A 20,046-nucleotide genomic window follows, 5' to 3' on the forward strand; every position below is an offset into this window, starting at 1 on the left:
GCCACCCGCCACGGCGGTGCCGGCCCGGCCGGTCAACGGCCCCGCGACCGCCGCGCCGGGGCGGGGCGGGCCGCCGGGTCGCGGGGCACACCGCCGTCGCGCAGCAGCCGGGTCATCGGCAGGGTGGCCGCGCCCATCGCGACCGCGTCCGGCCCGAGCCGGCACAGCTCGACCGAGGTCTGCGCGTACGGCTGGCGCAGCGCGTGCCGCGCGGTGGCCTCGCGGATCGCCGGCAGATGGCGCTCGCCCAGCGCCAGCCCCGCCCAGCCACCCAGCACCACCCGCTCCGGGTTGAACAGGTTCACCAGGTTGGCCAGGCCGGCGCCGAGGTAGCCGACCGTCTCGTCGATCACCGAGGCGGCGGTGCGGCTGCCGGCGCGCAGCAGCTCACCGAACGCGCTCTCCTCGTCCCCGCCGGGCGCCGGGCGGCCCCGGTTGGCCCGCCGGAACCGGTCGAGCACCCCCTCCGCCCCGACGTACGCCTCGAGGCAGCCGAGGTTGCCGCAGCGGCAGCGCCGGCCCCCGTACACGATGGTGGTGTGGCCCCACTCGCCGGCGCTGCTGTGCGCGCCGCGGTAGCCGACGCCGTCGGCGACCACGCAGGCGCCCACGCCGGACCCGACCAGGACGACCACCGCGTGCCGGACGCCGCGACCGGCGCCGAACCACATCTCGGCCTGGCCGAGCGTCTTGGCGCCGTTGTCGATGTGCACCGGCACGTCGGTGCCGGCACGCAGCATCGCGCCGAGCGGGACGCCGTCCCAGCCGAGCGTCTGCGCGTGCACCACGGCGTCGGCGGCGCGCTCGACCGTGCCGGAGACGGCGACGCCGAAGCCGAGCACCGCGGCCGGGTCGACGCCCGCCTGCTCGGTCACCGCGGCGAGGCCGTGCAGCAGGTGCGAGGCGACCTGTCGCGGGTCGGGCTCGGCCGCGGCGATCGGGTACTCCGCCTTGGCCAGCGCGGTCATGGACAGGTCGAACAGCTCGACCTGCACCCGGGTCTCGCCCACGTCGGCGCCGACCAGGTAGCCGTAGCCGGGGGCGACACGCAGCAGCACCCGGGGACGCCCGCCGTCGGACTCCACCGAGCCGGCCTCCTCGACCAACCCCTCGGCGATCATCTCGCCGACCAGGTTGCTCACGCTGGCCAGGCTCAGCGCGGTGGACTGGCCCAGCTCGTGCCGGCTGAGCGGGCCGTCCAGCCAGATCCGGGTGAGCAGGACCGACCGGTTGGCCCGGCGCATGTCGCGCACCGTGGTGCGTCTGGCGTCCACGTCCGCCGCCGTCCTTCCCCACGGGCCGCCCGTCGGCGGCGCGCATTCAGACCCTGAATCAAGTGGTGACAGACTACTGCGCATTTACACTTAACAAAGTTAACTGATAACGTCCGCCGCATCGATGAGGAGGTATGTCATGCGAATCGGACGTGGGACGACCGCTCTGCTCGGTGGCGTCGCGCTGCTCGCCGCCACCGTGGCCCTGCCCGCCGCCGGCGGCTTCGCCGCCGCCGCGAACCCGACCGCGCTGGTGGCCTGCGACGCGCCGGCCTGGGCCGAGGGCGTCACCTGGACCGCCGGCAGCCGGGCCAGCTACGCCGGCCGGCTCTACCAGGCGTTGGTCACGCACACCCCGCCGGTCGGGGCGGGCTGGACGCCGGCCGCCGTACCGGCGCTCTGGACCGACCTCGGCGCCTGCACCGGCGGCACACCGTCGCCGAGCCCCACCACCCGGCCGCCGTCACCCACGCCCACGCCCTCCCCCACCCGCACGCCGACGCCCACCCCGACGCCGACCGCGACGCCCAGTCCGACCACGCCGGGCGGTGACACCTGCGCGCCGAAGCCCCGGCCGGCCGGCAAGGTGCTCCAGGGCTACTGGGAGAACTGGGACGGCGCGGCCAACGGCGTGCACCCCGGGCTCGGCTGGATCCCGATCACCGACACCCGGATCACCGGCCACGGCTACAACGTCGTCACCGCCGCGTTCCCGGTCATCCGCGCCGACGGCACCGTGCTCTGGGAGGACGGCATGGACGCCGGCGTGAAGGTGCCCACCCCGGCACAGGTGTGCCAGGCCAAGGCCGCCGGCCTGACCGTGCTGCTCTCCATCGGCGGCGCCGCCGCCGGCATCGACCTCAACTCCGCCGCCGTCGCCGACCGGTTCGTCGCCACCGTCGTGCCGATCCTCAAGCGGCACAACTTCGACGGCATCGACATCGACATCGAGACCGGGCTGACCGGCAGCGGGAACATCAACCAGCTCTCGCCCTCGCAGGCCAACCTGACCCGGATCATCGACGGCGTGCTGGCCCAGATGCCGGCCGGCTTCGGGCTCACCATGGCGCCGGAGACCGCGTACGTCACCGGCGGCAGCGTCACCTACGGCTCGATCTGGGGCGCGTACCTGCCGATCGTCAAGAAGTACGCCGACAACGGGCGGCTCTGGTGGCTGAACATGCAGTACTACAACGGCTCCATGTACGGCTGCGCCGGTGACTCGTACCCGGCCGGCACCGTGCAGGGCTTCACGGTGCAGACGCAGTGCCTGAACAACGGGCTCACCGTCCAGGGCGTCACCATCCGCGTCCCCTACGACAAGCAGGTCCCCGGCCTGCCGGCGCAGCCCGGCGCGGGCGGCGGGTACATGGGCCCGTCGCTGGTCAGCCAGGCCTGGAACTCCGTGCCGGGACTGAAGGGGTTGATGACCTGGTCGATCAACTGGGACGGGTCGAAGAGCTGGACGTTCGGCGACAACGTCCGGGCGCTCCAGGGCCGCTGAGCCGGTCCGGGGCCCCGCCGACCCGCGGGGCCCCGGACCCGGTCAACCGACCTTGATCGACTCGTGCCGGACTGCCCGGCCGGGGTGCCGCCGGCGATCGCGGTCCATCCCGCCGGCACGGTCACCCGGATGTCGTAGAGCGCCTCGTCGGCGGGCTGGTCGTTCGCCGGGTACCAGGTGTCCCTCCGCTGGCGTCCGCCGGGACATGCTGCCAGGCTGTCGGGCGTGTATGACTACGACCTGCTGGTGCTGGGCTCCGGACCGAGTGGACAGAAGGCGGCGATCGCCGCGGCCAAGCTGGGCCGCCGCGTCGCCGTCGTGGACCGTCGCGACATGCTCGGCGGGGTGTGCATCAACACCGGCACCGTGCCGTCCAAGACGTTGCGCGAGGCGGTCCTCTACCTGACCGGGCTGAGCCAGCGTGACCTCTACGGAAGCAGCTACCGGGTCAAGGAGGACATCACGGTCGCCGACCTGGCCGCCCGGACCCAGCACGTGATCGGCCGGCAGACCGACGTGATCCGCGACCAGCTGGCCCGCAACCGGGTCACGATGATCACCGGCACCGGCCGGTTCGCCGACGCGCACTCGGTCTGGGTGGACGCCGGCTCCGGCCGGGAGACCCGGGTCAGCTTCGACAAGGCGGTCATCGCCGCCGGCACCCGCCCGGCACGCCCGGACAGCGTCGACTTCGACGACCGGACGATCGTCGACTCCGACGGCGTCATCAACCTCCAGGCCGTGCCGCGCAGCATGGTCGTGGTCGGCGCCGGCGTGATCGGGATGGAGTACGCCTCGATGTTCGCCGCGCTCGGCACCAAGGTGACGGTGGTGGAGCGCCGCGAACGGATGCTCGGCTTCTGCGACGAGGAGATCGTCGAGTCGCTCAAGTACCACCTGCGGGACCTGTCCGTGACGTTCCGCTTCGGCGAGGAGGTGGCCTCGGTGGAGAAGCACCGCACCGCCGCGCTCTGCGTGCTGCGCAGCGGCAAGAAGATCGTCGCCGACACGGTGATGTACTCCGCCGGCCGCCAGGGGCAGACCGACGAACTCGCGCTGGAGGCGGCCGGGCTCACCGCCGACCACCGCGGCCGGATCCAGGTCGACGCCGACTACCGCACCGCGGTCGAGAACATCTACGCCGTCGGCGACGTCATCGGCTTCCCGGCGCTCGCCTCCACCTCGATGGAACAGGGCCGCCTGGCCGCGCAGCACGCCTGCGGGGAACCGGCCCGCGCGATGCCGGAACTACAGCCGATCGGCATCTACACCATCCCGGAGATCAGCTTCGTCGGGAAGACCGAGGAGGAGCTGACCGAGGCGTCCACCCCGTTCGAGGTGGGCATCGCCCGTTACCGGGAACTCGCCCGGGGGCAGATCGTCGGCGACCCGTACGGCATGTTGAAGCTGCTCGTCTCGCCGGCGGACGGGCGGCTGCTCGGCGTGCACGTGTTCGGCACCGGCGCCACCGAGATCGTCCACATCGGGCAGGCGGTGATGGGCTGCGGCGGGACGGTCGACTACCTGCTCGACGCGGTGTTCAACTATCCGACGCTGGCCGAGGCGTACAAGGTGGCGGCGCTGGACGCCGCCAACAAGATCCGCAACATCACCCGGATCGACGGCTGAGCGACATGCGGGCGAGCCGGACCGCGGTGCTGGTGTGCCAGGGCCGGGCCGCCGCCGACGGGCGGCTCGCCCCGGGGCGCTTCGCCGACCCGACCGCGTCGCCGATGCTGCGCCCGGACGAGCGCGTCGCCGTCGACCGGGTCCGCGCCGGCGCGGCGCCGCCCGGCTGGCGGCCCCGGGTCGACTACGAGAGCGTCCGCGCCTGCGCCGAGGTGATGGCGCCCCGCACGGTCGCCGTCGACGACGCCGTCCGGGAGCGGCCCGGCGCGCAGGTGGTGATCCTCGGCGCGGGGCTGGACGGGCGCGCGTGGCGGATGCCGGAACTCGCCGGGGCGGCCGTCTTCGAGGTCGACCAGCCGGCCAGCCAGCGGGACAAACGCGACCGGGCCGGCGCGCTGCCCGGCGCCCCGCCCCGGTTCGTTCCGGTGGACTTCGGCCGGGACCGGCTGGCCGAGGCGCTGGCCGCCGCCGGGCACCGTGCCGACACGCCGACGACCTGGGTCTGGGAGGGCGTGGTGCCGTACCTGACCCGGGCGCAGGTGGCGGCCACCGTCGAGGCGGTGGCCGCCCGTTCCGCGCCGGGCAGCCGGCTCGTGGTCAACTACCAGACGCCGGCGGTGACCACCACGCTCGGCCGGCTGCTGGCCCGGCTGCTGGCCGCCACCACCGGCCGGTCGAGTGTCTGGGCGGACGAGCCGTGGCGCTCCACGTGGACCCCGGCCGCGATGGCCGCCCTGCTCACCCGCAACGGCTTCACCGTCACCCGGACCGGGCACCTGCTCGACACCGCCCGCCGCCTGGGCACCCCCACCCACCACCCCCGCTCCCTCCGCCACAGCCACGTCACCACCGCCGACCACCCCTGACCCCCGCCCCCGCCCCCCTCCCGCCCCCTCTCTCCCCCGCGATCTTGCAGTTGCGGCCCGGTGGAAGCCCGGTTTGTCCGCGATGCCGGGGCCGAATCTGCAAGATCGACGCAGCGAGGGGAGGGAACGGGTGGGTGGGTCAGCGGCCGGTGGCGTAGTTCTGGGCGCCCCGGGGGTTGGCGGCGGCCGACAGGACTCCGGTGGCCGGGTCGCGGGCGACGGCACACAGGCGGCCCAGGCTCCACGGGTCGGCGCGACGGACGATGTGACCCTTAGCGCGCAACGCTTCCCGCACGTCCGGGTCGACGCGGTCCTCCACCACCAGCACGCCCGGCTCGACCTCGCGCGGGTAGAACGACGCCGGCAGGCTGGTGGTGTGCCAGGCCGGCGCGTCGATCGCCTCCTGCAACTCCTGCCCGCCGACGAGATGACGCAGCAGGAACAGCAACTGCCACTGGTCCTGCTGGTCGCCGCCGGGCGTGCCGCAGGCCAGCACCGGCTCGCCGTCACGCAGCACCAGCGTCGGGCTCAACGTGGTACGCGGACGCCGGCCCGGCCGCAGCGACGACGCGAGCCCCTCCTCCAGCCAGCACATCTGCAACCGGCTGCCCAGCGGGAAGCCCAGCTCTTCGATGGTGGGCGAACTCTGTAGCCAGCCGCCGCTCGGGGTGGCCGAGATGATGTTGCCCCACCGGTCGACCACGTCGACGTGGCAGGTGTCGCCGCGGGTCACCCCGTCCGCGCGTACCGTCGGTTCGCCGGTGCTCGGGTCCGGCGGGCCGGCCCGCCGGGCGGCGTGCGCGCGCAGGTGCGCCGCCAGCCGCGGCGACGCGCCCGCCGGGCGGCCCGGGCGCAGCTCGGTCGCGGCGCGGTCGTCGATCAGCGCGGCCCGCTCGCGGGCGTACGCCGACGAGAGCAGCGCCGCGCCCGGCACGTCGGTGTCGCCGTACCACGCCTCCCGGTCGGCGAAGGCGAGCTTCAGCGCCTCGGCCTGGGCGTGGATGCCGTCCACGGTGGACGGATCGAGGGCCCGCGGGTCGTCGAGCGCGTCGAGCGTCGCCAGCGTCTGCAACAACACCGGACCCTGGCCCCAGAAACCGGTCTTCGCCACGGTGTGCCCACGCCAGTCGCGCGTGACCGGCTCCTCCCAGGTGGCGGACCAGCCGGCCAGGTCGTCGCCGGTGACCAGGCCGGCGTGGGGGTGACCGCTGGAGTCGCGGAACGGGCGGCGGCTGAACTCCTCGACCGCCTCGGCGACGAAACCCTCCCGCCAGGCCCGCCGGGCCGCCTCGATCTGCGCCACCCGGTCCGCCCCGGCCGCCCGGCCGGCCTCGACGAGCCGGCGCAGCGTCCGCGCGTACGCCGGGTTGGTGACCATCTCCCCCGGCGCGGGCGGACGGCCGTCGCGCAGCCACAGTCGCGCGGAGGTCGGCCAGTGCTCGGTGAACAGCGACCGGACCCGGGCCACGGTCTGCCCGGCCGCGCCGACCAGCGGATGACCGGCGGCGGCGTAGCCGATCGCCGGATCCAGCACCTCGTCGAGCGTGCGGGTGCCGTGGTCGCGCAGCAGGAGCAGCCAGGCGTCCACCGCGCCGGGCACCACGGCGGCGAGCGGGCCGGCGCCGGGCACCAGGTCCAGACCCAGCGCGCGGAAGTGCGCGACGGTCGCGCCGGCCGGAGCCGGGCCCTGGCCGCAGAGCACCCGCGGGGTGGGATCGCCGGCCGTGGCCAGGATCGCCGGCACCTCGCCGCCGGGACCGTTGAGGTGCGGCTCCACCACGTGCAGCACGAAACCGGCGGCGACCGCGGCGTCGAACGCGTTGCCGCCGCGCTCCAGCACGCCCATCGCGGACTGGCTGGCCAGCCAGTGCGTCGAGGAGACCATGCCGAACGTGCCGCGCAGCGTCGGCCGGGTGGTGAACGTCATCGGCGACTCCTGCGGGCGACGTCGGCCCGGTGAGCCTACGCCGCGCCAGCGTCGGCGCGCGCCGCTCCGCCGTCTCGCTCCGGCCCGCCGGCGGCGGGAGGCCGCGCGCCGTCCAGCGGGAACAGGCAGGCGGCGTGCTGGCCGGGACCGACCTCGGCCAGCGCCGGATCGGTCCCGGCGCACGCGTCGCGGGCCTGCGGGCAGCGGGTACGGAAGCGGCAGCCGCTGGGCGGGTCCACCGGGCTGGGGATGTCGCCGGAGAGCACGATGCGCCGGCGTGCCCGCTCGACGCGGGGATCGGCCACCGGCACCGCCGACAGCAGCGCCGCCGTGTACGGATGGGCCGGCCGCTGGTAGATCCGCTCCGGCGGACCGGTCTCCACGATGCGGCCCAGGTACATCACCGCGATCCGGTCGCTCATGTGCTCGACGGCCGCCAGGTCGTGCGCGATGAACAGGTAGGTCAGCCCGAGGTCGCGTTGCAGGCGTCGGAGCAGGTTCATGATCTGCGCCTGCACGCTCAGGTCCAGCGAGGCGATCGGCTCGTCCAGCACGATCAGGTCCGGTTCGCCGGCCAGCGCGCGGGCCACCCCCACCCGCTGGCGCTGGCCGCCGGACAGCTCGTGCGGGTGCCGGTCGGCGGTCTCCGGCCGCAGGCCGACCAGCTCCAGCAGCTCCGCCACCCGGGACCGGCGGGCGGCGGCGGAGGTGGCCAGCCGGTGCACCACCAGCGGCTCGGCGACGCTGTCCCCGACCGTACGGCGCGGGTCGAGCGACGCCTGCGGGTCCTGGAACACCATGGCCACATGCCGGCGCATCCCGCGCAGGCGACGCCGGGACAGCCCCGTCACGTCCGCGCCGGCCACCCGGACCCGGCCGGCGGTCGGGTCGACCAGCCGCATCAGCGCCAGGCCGGCGGTGGACTTGCCGCTGCCGGACTCGCCGACCAGGCCGAGCGTCTCGCCCCGGCGTACGGCCAGCGTGACGCCGTCCACGGCGCGGACCACACCGGCCGGGGTCGGGAAGTGCACCACCAGGTCGTCCAGTTCGGCGACCACGTCCGCCGCTGTCATGGCGTTCCTCCCGGGTAGAAGGTACGGACGGTGTGCCCGTCGCCGACCGGCGTCAGCGGCGGCAGCTCGTGCTCGCACCGGGCGTCGGCGCGCACCGGGCAGCGCGGCCAGAACGCGCAGCCCGGCGGCAGGTCGAGCGGGCTCGGCGGGGCGCCCGGGATCGCCACCAGGTCCTCGCCCCGGCGGGCCGGGTCCGGCCGCGCCGCGAGCAGCGCCCGGGTGTACGGGTGCGTCGGCGCGTCGAACACCGCGTCGACCGGGCCCTGCTCGACGATCCGTCCGCCGTACATCACCGCGACGGTGTCCGCGATGCCGGCGACCACGCCCAGGTCGTGGGTGACCCAGACGACCGCGGTGCCGAGCCGGTGCTGAAGGTCGGCGACCAGCTCGACGATCTGCGCCTGGGTGGTGACGTCCAGCGCGGTGGTGGGCTCGTCGGCGATCAGCAGGTCCGGCTCGCAGGCCAACGCCATGGCGATGACGACGCGTTGACGCATGCCGCCGGAGAACTGGTGCGGGAACGCGTCGACCCGTTGCGCGGCGGACGGGATGCCGACCAGGTCGAGCAGCTCCACCGCCCGGGCCCGGGCGGCGCGGCGGGTCAGCCCGAGGTGCGCCTCGGCCGCCTCGGTGACCTGCCGGCCGACCGGCAGCACCGGGTTGAGCGAGGTCATCGGATCCTGGAACACGAACCCGACGTGCCGGCCGCGCAGCCTGCGCCGGCGGTCGTCGGGCAACGCACTCAGCTCGGTGTCGAGCAACCGGACCCGGCCGGTGACCGTGGCGGCGCGCGGCGCCAGGCCGGTGGCCGCGAGCAGCGTCATACTCTTGCCGCTGCCGGACTCGCCCACCAGCGCGAACGTCTCGCCGGCGCGGACCTGCCAGGACACGCCGGCCACGGCGCGGGCCGGGCCGCGGCGGGTGCCGACGGTGACGGTGAGGTCCTCGACCGAGAACACGGTCCTGTCGCTGGTGCGGTGCTGGCTGGGCATGCGCTCGTGGCCCTCGCTTCGCTCGGTGCGCTCGCTCATGCGGTGCCGCCCCTGCGGGCCTCGCTGACGGTGAGCTGGCGCGGGTCGAGCACGTCGCGCAGCGCGTCGCCGACCAGGTTGAACGCGAGCACGGTCAGGAAGATCGCCGCGCCCGGGAACACGCCCAGCCACCAGGCGTCGGTGACGAAGCCGCGCCCGTCGAAGAGCATCCGCCCCCAGGCCGGCGCCGGCGGCTGGATGCCCAGGCCGAGGAAGGACAGCGCCGCCTCGGAGAGGATCGCGAACGCCAGCGACAGCGACGTCTGCACGATCAGCGGCGCGGCGATGTTGGGCAGCACGTGCCGGCGCATGATGCGCAGGTCGGACGCGCCGATGGAGACGGCGGCCCGGACGAAGACCTGCTCGCGGACGGCCAGGACGCCGGCGCGGGTGATCCGGGCGAAGATGGGCGTGTAGACCACGCCGATGGCGACCATGGCGGTGAGCAGGCCGGGGCCGAGCACCGCCACGATGGCCACCGCCAGCAGCAGCACCGGGAACGCGAACAGCACGTCCATGCAGCGCATCAGCACGCTGTCCAGCCAGCCCCGGTAGTAGCCGGCGAACAGCCCCAGCGTCACGCCGGCGACCAGCGCGATGCCGACGCTGACCACGCCGACCTGGAGCGAGACGCGCGCCGCGACGAGCACCCGGCTGAGCACGTCCCGGCCCAGCTCGTCGGTGCCGAACGGGTGTGCCCCGCTGGGCGGTCGCAGCATCGCGTCGACGTCGACGTCGTTGACGCCCGACGGGGCCAGCCAGGGACCGGCGACGCCCACCACGACCAGCAGCAGCAGGACCAGCGTGCCGCCGACGGCGAGCGGGTCGCGGCGCAGCGCGTCCAGCACGCGACGCCGGGTGCTCTCCGATGCGCCGCTCACTTGACCGTGATCCTCGGGTCGAGGCGGGCGTAGAGAATGTCCACCAGTAGGTTGACCAGCAGGAACAGCGCGGCGACGAGCAGCACGGCACCCTGGAGGACCGGATAGTCGCGGGCCTGGACCGCGTCGAACGTGAGCCGGCCGATGCCGGGCCAGGCGAACAGCACCTCGATGACGATCACGCCGCCGAGCAGGCTGGCCAGTTGCACCGCGACCACGGTGACGACCGGGATCAGCGCGTTGCGCAGCACGTGCCGCAGGATCACCACCCGGTTGCGCAGCCCCTTCGCCTCGGCGGTGCGCACGTAGTCGGCGGAGAGGACCTCCAGCACCGAGGAGCGGATGAACCGGGTGAGGATCGACGCGGTGACCAGGCCGACGGTGACCGCCGGCAGCGCCACGTGCGACGCCCACCGGCCCGGGTCCTCGGTGAGCGCCACGTAGCCCGACGGCGGCAGCCAGCCCAGCACACCGGCGAAGAGGATGATCCCCATGATGCCCATCCAGAAGTCGGGCACCGAGACGCCGAACTGGCTGAACACGCGCGCCGCGTGGTCGACCGCCGAGCCGCTGCGCACCGCCGCGACGATGCCCAGCGGGAACGCCACCAGCAGCGCGAACACCACCGCGGTCAGCGCCAGCGACAGCGTCGCCGGCAGCCGTTCCAGCACGATCCGGCTGACCGGCTGGCCGGTGCGGAAGCTGACTCCGAGGTCGCCGGTGAGCGCGTGGCCGAGGTAGCTGGCGTACTGCACGGGCAGCGGCTGGTCCAGGCCGGCGCGTTCCCGCAGCGCCTCGTACGTCTGCGGGTCGAAGCGGGTGCCGAGCGCCACCCGGACCGGGTCGCCGGGCACCAGTTGCAGCAGCAGGAAGACCACCAGGGTCACCCCGAGCAGCACGACCGCGGACTGGAGGACCCGCCGCAGGACGAAGCGGGTCATCTCACTTGCCGAGGGCGACCGCGCGGAACCGGATCGCCCGGTCGCTGCGGACGTCGTAGCCGGAGACCTTCTTCGACCAGCCCTGCACCACGTCCGGGTTGTAGAGGTAGAGGTAGCTGGCGTCGTCGACGATCTGCTTCGCCGCCTGGTCGTACGCCTGCTTGCGGGCGGCCTGGTCGGTCTCGGTTCGGGCGGTGTCGAGCAGCTTGTCGACGGCCGGGTTGGCGTACTTGTGGAAGTTGAACGTGCCGCCGCTGTGGTGCTGGGCGTAGTAGAACTCGTCCGGGTCGACGTTGCCCAGCCAACCGAGCATGAACCCGTCGAAGTTCCCCTTGGCCTGCTCGTCGAGCCACTGGGCGAAGTCCAGCGTACGGATCTTCACGGTGATCCCGACGTCCTTGAGCTGCGCGGCGATGACCTGGGCGGCGGTGACCGTCTCCGGGTATTCACTCGTGACCATCAGGTCCATGCTGAGGTTGGCGACGCCGGCCTGGCCGAGCATCTGCTTCGCCTTGGCCGGGTCGTGCGAGAAGGGCGCGTAGTCGTAGAAGAACGCGCTGTCGCGCGGGATGGCGGCCTGGTTGACCGTGGCGAGGCCGAACTTGGCCGCCTTGGTGATCGCCTCCCGGTCGAGCGCGTAGCCGATCGCGCGGCGGACCTCGGGGTTGTCGAACGGCTTGCGGGCCTCGTTGAGCGCCACGTACCAGTAGTCGGTGGAGGGGGCCGTCCTCACCACCGGGTCGTCGCCGTCGCGCAACGACTTCACCTGCTGCGGCGGCAGGTTGTCGGTCCACTGCACCTGGCCGCTGCGCAGGTTCTGCAACGCGACGGTCGGGTCCTTGACGAACGTGAAGGTGACGCCGTCGAGCTTCGGCTTGTCGCCCCAGTAGGCGTCGTTGCGGACCAGCTTGATGCTGTCGCCCGAGGTGTAGCCGGCGACCTTGAACGGGCCGCTGCCGACCGGCGCGGTCTTCACCTTGCCGGACTCCACGTTGGACTTCTCGACGATCGCCACGCCCTTGAAGCCGCCCAGGTTGGCCAGCAGGTTGGGGGTGGGCGCGCTCAGCGTCACCACGACGGTGGCCGGGTCGGGGCCGGTCACCGACTTGACGGTGGCGAACTTGTAGGCGGTGTTCAGCTTCTGCTTGATGATCCGCTCGTAGGAGTAGACCACGTCCTCCGAGGTCAGTGGCGACCCGTCGGAGAACGTCGCGCCGTCGCGCAGCGTGAACGTCCAGGTGAGCTGGTCGGAGCTGGTGGTCCACTTGGTGGCCAGCGACGGCACCATCTTCAGGTCGGCGTCCGGCTCGACGAGCGTGTCGTAGACGTTCTCCAGCACCTGGAAGCTGTAGTAGGCGGACGTCTTGTGCGGGTCGAGCTGGTCCGGTTCGCCGCCGATCGCGGCATTGAGGACGCCCCCCGCGCCCCCGGCGTTCCCGCCGCCGTCGCCGACGTCGACGCTCTCACCGCCGGTGCATCCGGACAGGACGCCGGCCGCGAGCGTGAGCGCCGCGCCGATCACGCCGAGCTTGTTCCTGGACATTGGCCCCCCTGCCGCATTCCGAACAAAAGAAAGTTTCGGCGAGTCTTCTCGCCGAGCGGGATGATGTCAAACGAATCGAGCCAAATTGACTGGTCGCCGGGCGGTTGCCGGCCGGGACTGAACGGTGGTTCAATCCACCTTCCGCCGCCGCGTGCTGGGAGTGCCGCCGTGACCACACACGAGGTCGTCAACCAGGTTCCGCCGCTGGTCGGCCACGACACCGCCGACGACCCGGCGCTGCTCGACGGCCTGGCCCGGGAGGGCGCCGGCTGGGCGGTCGCCGGGCTGCACGACCTGGGCCGGCTGTCCGGCAGCGAGGCGGCCACCGAGCACGGCCGGCTGGCCAACGAGCACCCGCCGGTGCTGCGCACCCACGACCGCTACGGCCACCGCGTCGACGAGGTGGAGTTCCACCCCTCCTGGCACGAGCTGATGCGCACCGCGGTCGGGCACGGCCTGCACGCCGCGCCGTGGGCCGACGACCGACCCGGCGCGCACGTGGCCCGCGCCGCCGGCTTCTACGTCTGGCGGCCCGACGCCGGGCACGGCTGCCCGATCTCGATGACCTACGCGGCGGTGCCGGCGCTGCGGCACAGCCCCGACCTGGCCGCGCGCTACGAGCCGCTGCTCGCCAGCACCGAGTACGACTTCGGGCTGCGCCCGCCGGAGGGCAAGCGTGGCCTGCTGGCCGGCATGTCGATGACGGAGAAGCAGGGCGGCTCGGACGTGCGCGCCAACACCACCACCGCCCGGCCCGAGCCGGACGGCAGCTACCGGCTGGTCGGGCACAAGTGGTTCACCTCGGCGCCGATGTGCGACCTGTTCCTCACGCTCGCCCAGGCGCCGGACGGCCTCACCTGTTTCCTGGTCCCCCGGGTGCTGCCCGACGGCGGTCGCAACCCGATGCGGCTGATGCGTTTGAAGGACAAGCTCGGCAACCGCTCCAACGCCTCCGCCGAGGTCGAGTACGAGCACGCGGTGGCGTGGCGCGTCGGCGACGAGGGCCGCGGCGTACGCACCATCATCGACATGGTCAACCTGACCCGCCTGGACTGCGTGATCGGCGCCGCGGCCGGGATGCGCCAGGGCGTGACCACCGCCGTGCACCACGCCACCCACCGGACGGCGTTCGGCCGCTACCTGGCCGACCAGCCACTGATGCGCAACGTGCTGGCCGACCTGGCGGTGGAGTCCGAGGCGGCCACCGTGCTGATGACGCGGCTGGCCGGCGCGACCGACCGGTCGGCGCGCGGCGACGCCGGCGAAACCGCGTTCAAGCGCCTGGCGCTGGCCGTCGGGAAGTACTGGGTGTGCAAGCGCTGGCCGGGGCACGCCGCCGAGGCGCTGGAGTGCCTGGGCGGCAACGGCTACGTCGAGGAGTCCGGCATGCCGCGGCTGTTCCGCGAGTCGCCGTTGAACTCCATCTGGGAGGGCTCCGGCAACGTCGCCGCGCTGGACGTGCTGCGCGCGCTCACCCGGGAGCCGCAGGTGCTGGCCGCGTACGAGGCGGAGGTGGCCGCCGCGGCCGGCGCGGACCCGCGCCTCGACGCGGCGGTCCGCGCGGTGCGCGACGAGCTGGCCGACCCCACCGACCTGGAGCTGCGCGCCCGCCGGGTGGTGGAGCGGCTCGCGCTGGTGCTCCAGGGCGCGCTGCTGGTGCGCCACGGCCATCCGGCGGTCGCGGACGCGTTCTGCGCGTCCCGGCTCGGCGGCGACCACGGTCAGGCGTACGGGACGCTGCCCGGCGGGCTCGACCTCGCCGCGATCATCGACCGGGCCACCCCGAAGCTCGGCTGACCGGTGCGACTCGTCTCGACGCACGTCCACCCGGTGAAGTCGCTGGCCGGTGTGGACGTCGACCGGGCCACGGTCGAGCCGTGGGGGTTGCGTCACGACCGGCGCTGGGTGCTGCTGCAACCCGACGGCGCGGTGCTCACCGCCCGCACCGCGCCCCGGATGCTCGGCCTGACCGCCGTGCCCGGCGTCGGCTCGCTCACGCTCACCGACCGGACCGGCGGTTCGTTGGCCGTCGCCGAACCGGTGGCCGGGCCGCCGGCCGCCACCACACTGTCCCGGCTGGACTCGGTGCGCCTCGCCGCCGCCGAGGCGCACGACTGGCTCTCCGAGCGCCTGGGTCGCCCGGTGCGGCTGGGCTGGCTGGACGACCCGCGCCGCCGCCCGGTGTCGACCGACCACGGTGGTCGCCCCGGCGACCCGCTGAACCTCGCCGACGCCGGCCCGTTGCTGGCCGCCACGCTGCCGTCGCTGCGCCGGCTGCGGGACTGGATCGTCGAGGGCGCGCTGGAGCGGGGCGAGCCGCCACCCGATCCGCTGCCGATGGCCCGGTTCCGGCCCACCGTGGTGCTCGACGGCCCGGTCGAGCCGTTCGCCGAGGACGGCTGGACCCGGGTGCGGATCGGCGCGGTCGACTTCCGGGTCGCCGAACGCTGCGACCGCTGCTCGCTCACGCTGATCGACCCGGTGACGCTCACCAGCGGCAAGGAGCCGATCCGCACGCTGTCGCGGTACCGGCGGCAGGACGGGAAGACGTGGTTCGGCATCCGGTTGATCCCGGTCACCACCGGCGAGATCCGGGTCGGCGACCCGGTCACCGCGGGCTGACCGCCGGCTCCGGCCCCGGCTGACCCCGCCGCTCAACCGGCGCGGGACCGCCACTCGTCGGCGAGGACGGCGAAGACGAGCTGGTCGGCCCACTCACCCCGGAACCGGTAGCTGCGCACGTGCCGGGCCTCCCTCCGCAGGCCCAACCGGGTGAGCAGGCGGGCCGAGGGCTCGTTGCCGGCGTGGCACCGGGCCATCACCCGGTGCAGCCCGAACGTGCCGAACCCCCAGTCCAGCAGCGCCCCGGCCGCCTCGGTGGCCAGGCCCCGGCCGCCGTGGTCGGGATGGAAGACGTAGCCCAGCTCGGCGGTGCGGTCGACCCGGCTGCGCCAGACCAGCTCCACCGTGCCGATCACCCGGTCGGCGGTGACCGCGGCCAGCGTCAGGCAGTCACCCTCCGCGCGCAGCGCGTCCTCGCCCACCATCGCGGCCACCGACGCCACGGACTCCTCCCGGGTACGCGGCTGCGCGCCGAGCGTCCAGCGGAACACGTCGGCACGGCGCTGCCAGGCGTGCACGTCGTCCAGGTCGTCGGGCGTGACCGGGCGCAGCAGCAGCCGCGGCGTCCGCAGGGGGTACGTCGGGTGGGCCACCGGGCGATGGTAGAGCCCCCTAGGGTGGGCGGCATGCGCGTTCCCGCCGACGACCGCAACCCGCTCACCCGGCTCACGCTGGACCAGCTCCGGCAGCGCACCAGCATCAAGTGGCGGCTGCACCCGCCGGACGTGCTTCCGCTGTGGGTGGCCGAGCAGGACGTGCCGCTGGCGCCGCCGGTGGCCGACGCGCTGCGCCGCGCGGTCGAGCTGGGCGACACCGGTTACGCGTACGGGACCGGCTACGCGGAGGCGCTCGGCGGGTTCGCCGCGCAGCGCTGGAACTGGCCGGACTTCCCGGTCGGACGCAGCACGCTGGTGCCCGACGTGATGACGGGCGTGGTGGAGGTGCTGCGGCTGGTCACCGGGCCGGGCGACGCGGTGGTGGTCTGCTCCCCCGTCTACCCGCCGTTCTACGCGTTCGTCACGCACGCCGACCGGCGGGTGCTGGAGGCCCCGCTCGGGCCCGACGGGCGGCTCGACCACGCCGCGCTGGACGAGGCGTTCCACCGGGCCCGGGCGGCCGGCGGCCGGCCCGCGTTCCTGCTCTGCAACCCGCACAACCCGACCGGCGTGGTGCACCGGCGCGACGAGCTGGCCGCCGTCGCCGAGCTGGCCGCACGGCACGGCGTACGGGTCGTCTCCGACGAGATCCACGCCCCGCTGGCGCTGGCCGGCGCGCGGTTCACCCCGTACCTGACGGTCCCCGGGTCGGGGGACGCGTTCGCCCTGCTGTCGGCGTCCAAGGCGTGGAACCTCGCCGGCCTCAAGGCGGCGGTGGCGGTCGCCGGGCCGGGCGCCGCCGACGACCTGGCCCGGATGCCGGAGGAGGTCAGCCACGGGCCCAGCCACCTCGGGGTGCTCGCGCACACCGCCGCGTTCTCCGCCGGCGGGCCGTGGCTGGACCAGCTCCTCGACGGCCTCGACGCCAACCGCACGTTGCTCGGGACGCTGCTCGCCGAGCACCTGCCCGCCGTCTCCTGGCGCCCGCCCGAGGGCACCTACCTGGCCTGGCTGGACTGCACCCGGCTCGGCGTGGCCACCCAGGCGACGGGCGACGGACCGGGCGTGGTCACCGACCTGTCCGGTCCGGCGCGGATGTTCCTCGACGACGCCCGGGTGGCGCTCAGCTCCGGGCACGTCTTCGGCACCGGCGGCTCCGGCTTCGTCCGGCTCAACTTCGCCACCTCGCCCGCCGTGCTGACCGAGGCGGTGACCCGGATGGGCCGGGCCGCCGCCGCGCTGGCGGATGGATGACGGCGGGCGAGCACCGGCCCCGGGTCAGGTGGTGGTGCGCCGGTCGAGCGTCTCGCGCAGGATCTCCGCGTGCCCGGTGTGCTGCCGGGTCTCGGCGATGACGTGCATCAGCACCGCGCGCACGCTCAGCACCGTGCCGGGCTCGTTCCAGGGGGCCTCCGGCACCGGCTGGGCCGCCGACAGGTCGGCCACTGTGGAGACGATCTCCTCGGTGCGGGCGGCGACCCGCGCGTACCGGTCGAGAATCGCCGGCAGGGTGTCCTCGGGCAGCATCTGGAACGTCCGCTCCCGCTCGATCGCCCACTGCGGCAGCTCGCGCGCCGTGCCGGCCATGAACTCCGCCCAGGTCACGCCGTCGGGCAGGGCGAAGGTCATCACCGTCGGGCCCTCGACCACGAACCGCAGCCAGGCCTCCTCGCCGGACGCGACGTGCTTGAGCACGCCGCCCAGGCAGAGCGCGCTGGCGGTGGGGCGCTCCCCCGCCTGGACGTCGGTCAGGTCGCGCACCGTGGCGGTCAGCGCGGCCCGGGCGTCGGCCAGCGCCCGGAGCAGGTCGGTCCGTTCGGCGTCGAGCGTGGTGGGGGTCGTGGTGGGGACGGTCATGGTCATCGGTTCCTTCCGGTTCTGATCGGTACGGGTCCACGCTCGCAGGCATAGCGGTCAGTTTCTGTCCGCTACCGGGGGCAGAATGCGGCACATGCCGACGACGTCCGCCCGCCTGCTCGCCCTGCTGTCGCTCTTGCAGGCCCGCCGCGACTGGCCGGGCGCGGTGCTGGCCGAACGGCTCGGGGTGAGCGCACGCACCGTGCGCCGCGACGTGGACCGGCTACGCGAGCTGGGCTACCCGATCGCCGCCGCCAAGGGCCCGGACGGGGGCTACCGGCTGGGTGCCGGGTCGGCGCTGCCGCCGCTGCTCTTCGACGACGAGCAAGCCGTGGCGCTCACGGTGGCGTTGCAGACCGCGGCGACCACCGTGACCGGCATCGAGGACGCCGCCGCGCGGGCGCTGACCACGGTCCGGCAGGTCATGCCGGCGCGGCTGCGCCACCGCGTCGACGCCCTGCGGGTGGTCGCGGTGGAGCGGGCCGGCGGCCCGGCCCGGCCCCGGGTCGAGCCGGGCCTGCTGGTGACGCTCAGCGCCGCCGTGCACGCCCGCGAGGTGCTGCGTTTCGACTACCCGGCCGGGCCGGCGGCCGACCCGGCGGACGGCGTGCCGCCACCCCGCCGGGTCCAGCCGCACCACCTCGTCACCTGGGGCGGGCGCTGGTACCTCGTCGCCTGGGACCTGGACCGGGACGACTGGCGCACGTTCCGGGTGGACCGGATCAGTCCGCGTACCCCCACCGGCCCCCGGTTCACACCCCGGGAGCTGCCCGGCGGGGACGTGGCGGCGTTCGTCGCCGGCCGGTTCCGCGGTGCCGGCGGTCCGGGTGACTGGCCGTGCCAGGGGGAGGTGATCCTCGACCTGCCCGCCCGGACGGTCTCCACGTGGACCCGCGACGGCCTGGTCGAGGAGCTCGGCCCGGACCGCTGCCGGCTGGTGCTGGGCGCCTGGTCCTGGCCCGGACTGGCCGCCCTGCTCGGCCGGTACGACGCCGACATCGAGGTGGTCGGGCCGCCCGAGCTGCGGGACGCGTTCGCGCGCCTGGCCCGGCGTTACGCCGCCGCGGCCGAGGCCCCGGACGCTCGGCGGGGAGACCCCGGCGGCGTCAGTCGGTCGGCAGGAGCGGGCGCATGAACGTGCGCTCGTACCGCAGCACGCACCCCGACTCGTCGCGGATCCGGTCGGCCGCGACGAACTCCGGGTCCACGCCGAACCGGGTGCGGTACCGCTCGTACGCCGCCAGGCTCTCGAAGCTGAACAGCGCCTCGGCCCGGTCGCTGGCGCCCTCGGCGGGCAGGAAATAGCCGTGGTGCACGCCGCCGTGCCGGGCCACCAGCGTCATCCAGGCGCGGGCGAACCGTTCGAACGCCTCGATCCGCGCGGGGTCGATGGTGTAGTGCACGACGCACGTGATCATGCGGCCACCCTAGCGGGGCGCGGTCACCGCCCGGCGTCGGTCGGGGGCGAGCCGAGCGGGCCGGCCCCGCCCGTCCGCTCGGCGACCACCACCGCGATGCCGTCCAGCACCCGCCGCAGCCCGAACTCGAAGGCGTGCTCCGGGCCGTAGGCCGCGCCGTGCGCCGCCCCGGCCGCCGAGCCGACCCGGGCCGCGGTCGGGTAGCTGCCGGAGGTCATGAACTTCTCCAGCCACGGGCCGTGGATCTGCCACCACTGCCCGTCGGTCATCCCGGTCTCGCGTTCCAGCTGCGCGCCGTCGTAGTCGGCGCGGGCGATGCTCTTGACGTGCCCCAGGACCAGGGTGAGCACGGCGTCCATCTCCACGTCGTCCAGCCCGATGTCGGCCACGGCGGTCAGCTCGTAGTCGTACTTGGCGAGCGTGTGGGGGCCGAGCACCGGCCGGCTGGTCTCGGCGCGCAGCAGCCACGGATGGGCACGGTAGAGCGCCAGGTTGTCCCGGGCGATCCGGTCCAGCCGGCCCCGCCAGCCGCCCGGCACGTCGGCCGGGCGCGGCATGTCGCCGTAGACCGTGTCGACCATGACGTCGAGCAGCTCCGACTTGCCGGGCACGTAGGTGTAGACCGACATGGTGCCGGCACCCAGCGCCTCGCTGACCCGCCGCATGGTGAGCGCGTCGATGCCCTCGGCGTCGGCGATCTCGACGGCCGCCCGCACGATCCGGTCGACGCTGAGGCCCGGACCCGTCCCACGGCTGGTGGGCTCCCGGGTGCGCCAGAGGATGGCCAGGCTGCGGGCGGGGTCGGCCTTGCCCCTGCGCTCCTTCGTCATAGTGGGCCCATCCTAACGGGCACATACCGTATCGCGTACGGGCCGTCCGCTGGG

General features: G+C 74.4%; 18 protein-coding genes. 7 read left to right on the forward strand and 11 right to left on the reverse strand.

What is annotated here, in order from left to right; translation table 11 throughout:
- Positions 1 to 32: 32 nt before the first annotated feature.
- Positions 33 to 1,274, reverse strand: coding sequence for an ROK family transcriptional regulator (locus tag VKK44_RS13685; RefSeq protein ID WP_343447325.1), 1,242 nt, complete (start codon positions 1,272 to 1,274; stop codon positions 33 to 35).
- 139 nt (positions 1,275 to 1,413) lie between these two features.
- On the opposite strand from VKK44_RS13685, the gene VKK44_RS13690 reads away from it, so the two are divergent.
- The 3 genes from VKK44_RS13690 (at position 1,414) to VKK44_RS13700 (ending at position 5,273) form a co-directional block, all read left to right on the forward strand.
- On the forward strand, positions 1,414 to 2,778 hold the full coding sequence (locus VKK44_RS13690) for a glycosyl hydrolase family 18 protein (RefSeq protein WP_343447326.1): 1,365 nt from the start codon (positions 1,414 to 1,416) through the stop codon (positions 2,776 to 2,778).
- 225 nt (positions 2,779 to 3,003) lie between these two features.
- Entirely contained in the window at positions 3,004 to 4,407 is a 1,404-nt protein-coding gene (gene sthA, locus VKK44_RS13695) for a Si-specific NAD(P)(+) transhydrogenase (protein WP_343447327.1), read from the forward strand.
- Between the two features lie 5 nt (positions 4,408 to 4,412).
- Positions 4,413 to 5,273: a class I SAM-dependent methyltransferase gene (locus VKK44_RS13700; RefSeq protein ID WP_343447328.1), complete on the forward strand. Its 861-nt coding sequence runs from the start codon at positions 4,413 to 4,415 to the stop codon at positions 5,271 to 5,273.
- A gap of 139 nt (positions 5,274 to 5,412) precedes the next feature.
- Here the strand turns inward: VKK44_RS13700 and VKK44_RS13705 are convergent, their stop codons facing one another.
- The 6 genes from VKK44_RS13705 to VKK44_RS13730 are packed head-to-tail and all read right to left on the reverse strand — an operon-like array spanning position 5,413 to position 12,669.
- Positions 5,413 to 7,200: a gamma-glutamyltransferase family protein gene (locus VKK44_RS13705; protein WP_343447329.1), complete on the reverse strand. Its 1,788-nt coding sequence runs from the start codon at positions 7,198 to 7,200 to the stop codon at positions 5,413 to 5,415.
- Positions 7,201 to 7,235: 35 nt separating this feature from the next.
- On the reverse strand, positions 7,236 to 8,273 hold the full coding sequence (locus VKK44_RS13710) for an ABC transporter ATP-binding protein (RefSeq protein WP_343447330.1): 1,038 nt from the start codon (positions 8,271 to 8,273) through the stop codon (positions 7,236 to 7,238).
- A complete protein-coding gene (locus VKK44_RS13715; RefSeq protein ID WP_343447331.1) occupies positions 8,270 to 9,304 on the reverse strand; it encodes an ABC transporter ATP-binding protein in 1,035 nt (344 codons plus the stop codon). The genes VKK44_RS13710 and VKK44_RS13715 overlap by 4 nt, the downstream gene beginning before the upstream one ends.
- Positions 9,301 to 10,185 (reverse strand): ABC transporter permease, encoded by an 885-nt coding sequence (locus VKK44_RS13720; protein WP_343447332.1) that lies wholly within the window; start codon positions 10,183 to 10,185, stop codon positions 9,301 to 9,303. Before VKK44_RS13720 ends, VKK44_RS13715 begins: the two co-directional genes overlap by 4 nt.
- Complete coding sequence (locus tag VKK44_RS13725; RefSeq protein WP_343447333.1) at positions 10,182 to 11,126, reverse strand: ABC transporter permease; 945 nt, start codon at positions 11,124 to 11,126, stop codon at positions 10,182 to 10,184. The genes VKK44_RS13720 and VKK44_RS13725 overlap by 4 nt, the downstream gene beginning before the upstream one ends.
- A 1-nt stretch (position 11,127) precedes the next feature.
- Positions 11,128 to 12,669, reverse strand: a complete 1,542-nt coding sequence (locus tag VKK44_RS13730; protein ID WP_343447334.1) for an ABC transporter substrate-binding protein — start codon at positions 12,667 to 12,669, stop codon at positions 11,128 to 11,130.
- Positions 12,670 to 12,837: 168 nt separating this feature from the next.
- On the opposite strand from VKK44_RS13730, the gene VKK44_RS13735 reads away from it, so the two are divergent.
- Positions 12,838 to 14,466, forward strand: coding sequence for an acyl-CoA dehydrogenase family protein (locus tag VKK44_RS13735; protein WP_343447335.1), 1,629 nt, complete (start codon positions 12,838 to 12,840; stop codon positions 14,464 to 14,466).
- A gap of 3 nt (positions 14,467 to 14,469) precedes the next feature.
- Entirely contained in the window at positions 14,470 to 15,291 is an 822-nt protein-coding gene (locus VKK44_RS13740; RefSeq protein ID WP_343447337.1) for an MOSC domain-containing protein, read from the forward strand.
- A gap of 32 nt (positions 15,292 to 15,323) precedes the next feature.
- Here VKK44_RS13740 and VKK44_RS13745 read toward each other — a convergent pair whose 3' ends face one another.
- Positions 15,324 to 15,884, reverse strand: coding sequence for a GNAT family N-acetyltransferase (locus VKK44_RS13745; protein ID WP_343447338.1), 561 nt, complete (start codon positions 15,882 to 15,884; stop codon positions 15,324 to 15,326).
- Positions 15,885 to 15,917: 33 nt separating this feature from the next.
- Between VKK44_RS13745 and VKK44_RS13750 the strand changes: the two genes are divergently transcribed.
- Positions 15,918 to 17,141, forward strand: a complete 1,224-nt coding sequence (locus VKK44_RS13750) for a MalY/PatB family protein (protein WP_343447340.1) — start codon at positions 15,918 to 15,920, stop codon at positions 17,139 to 17,141.
- A 24-nt stretch (positions 17,142 to 17,165) separates the two neighbouring features.
- Here VKK44_RS13750 and VKK44_RS13755 read toward each other — a convergent pair whose 3' ends face one another.
- Positions 17,166 to 17,750: a DinB family protein gene (locus VKK44_RS13755; RefSeq protein WP_343447341.1), complete on the reverse strand. Its 585-nt coding sequence runs from the start codon at positions 17,748 to 17,750 to the stop codon at positions 17,166 to 17,168.
- A gap of 88 nt (positions 17,751 to 17,838) precedes the next feature.
- Here VKK44_RS13755 and VKK44_RS13760 point away from each other — a divergent pair, with 88 nt between their 5' ends.
- Positions 17,839 to 18,879 (forward strand): helix-turn-helix transcriptional regulator, encoded by a 1,041-nt coding sequence (locus tag VKK44_RS13760; RefSeq protein WP_343447342.1) that lies wholly within the window; start codon positions 17,839 to 17,841, stop codon positions 18,877 to 18,879.
- Here the strand turns inward: VKK44_RS13760 and VKK44_RS13765 are convergent.
- Both VKK44_RS13765 and VKK44_RS13770 read right to left on the reverse strand, forming a co-directional pair.
- Positions 18,851 to 19,162 (reverse strand): NIPSNAP family protein, encoded by a 312-nt coding sequence (locus VKK44_RS13765; protein ID WP_343447343.1) that lies wholly within the window; start codon positions 19,160 to 19,162, stop codon positions 18,851 to 18,853. The two genes, VKK44_RS13760 and VKK44_RS13765, sit on opposite strands and share 29 nt — an antisense overlap.
- Positions 19,163 to 19,185: 23 nt before the next feature.
- Positions 19,186 to 19,992: a TetR/AcrR family transcriptional regulator gene (locus VKK44_RS13770; protein WP_343447344.1), complete on the reverse strand. Its 807-nt coding sequence runs from the start codon at positions 19,990 to 19,992 to the stop codon at positions 19,186 to 19,188.
- Positions 19,993 to 20,046 lie beyond the last annotated feature (54 nt).

This window comes from Micromonospora sp. DSM 45708 (genome assembly GCF_039566955.1).
Taxonomy (GTDB): domain Bacteria; phylum Actinomycetota; class Actinomycetes; order Mycobacteriales; family Micromonosporaceae; genus Micromonospora.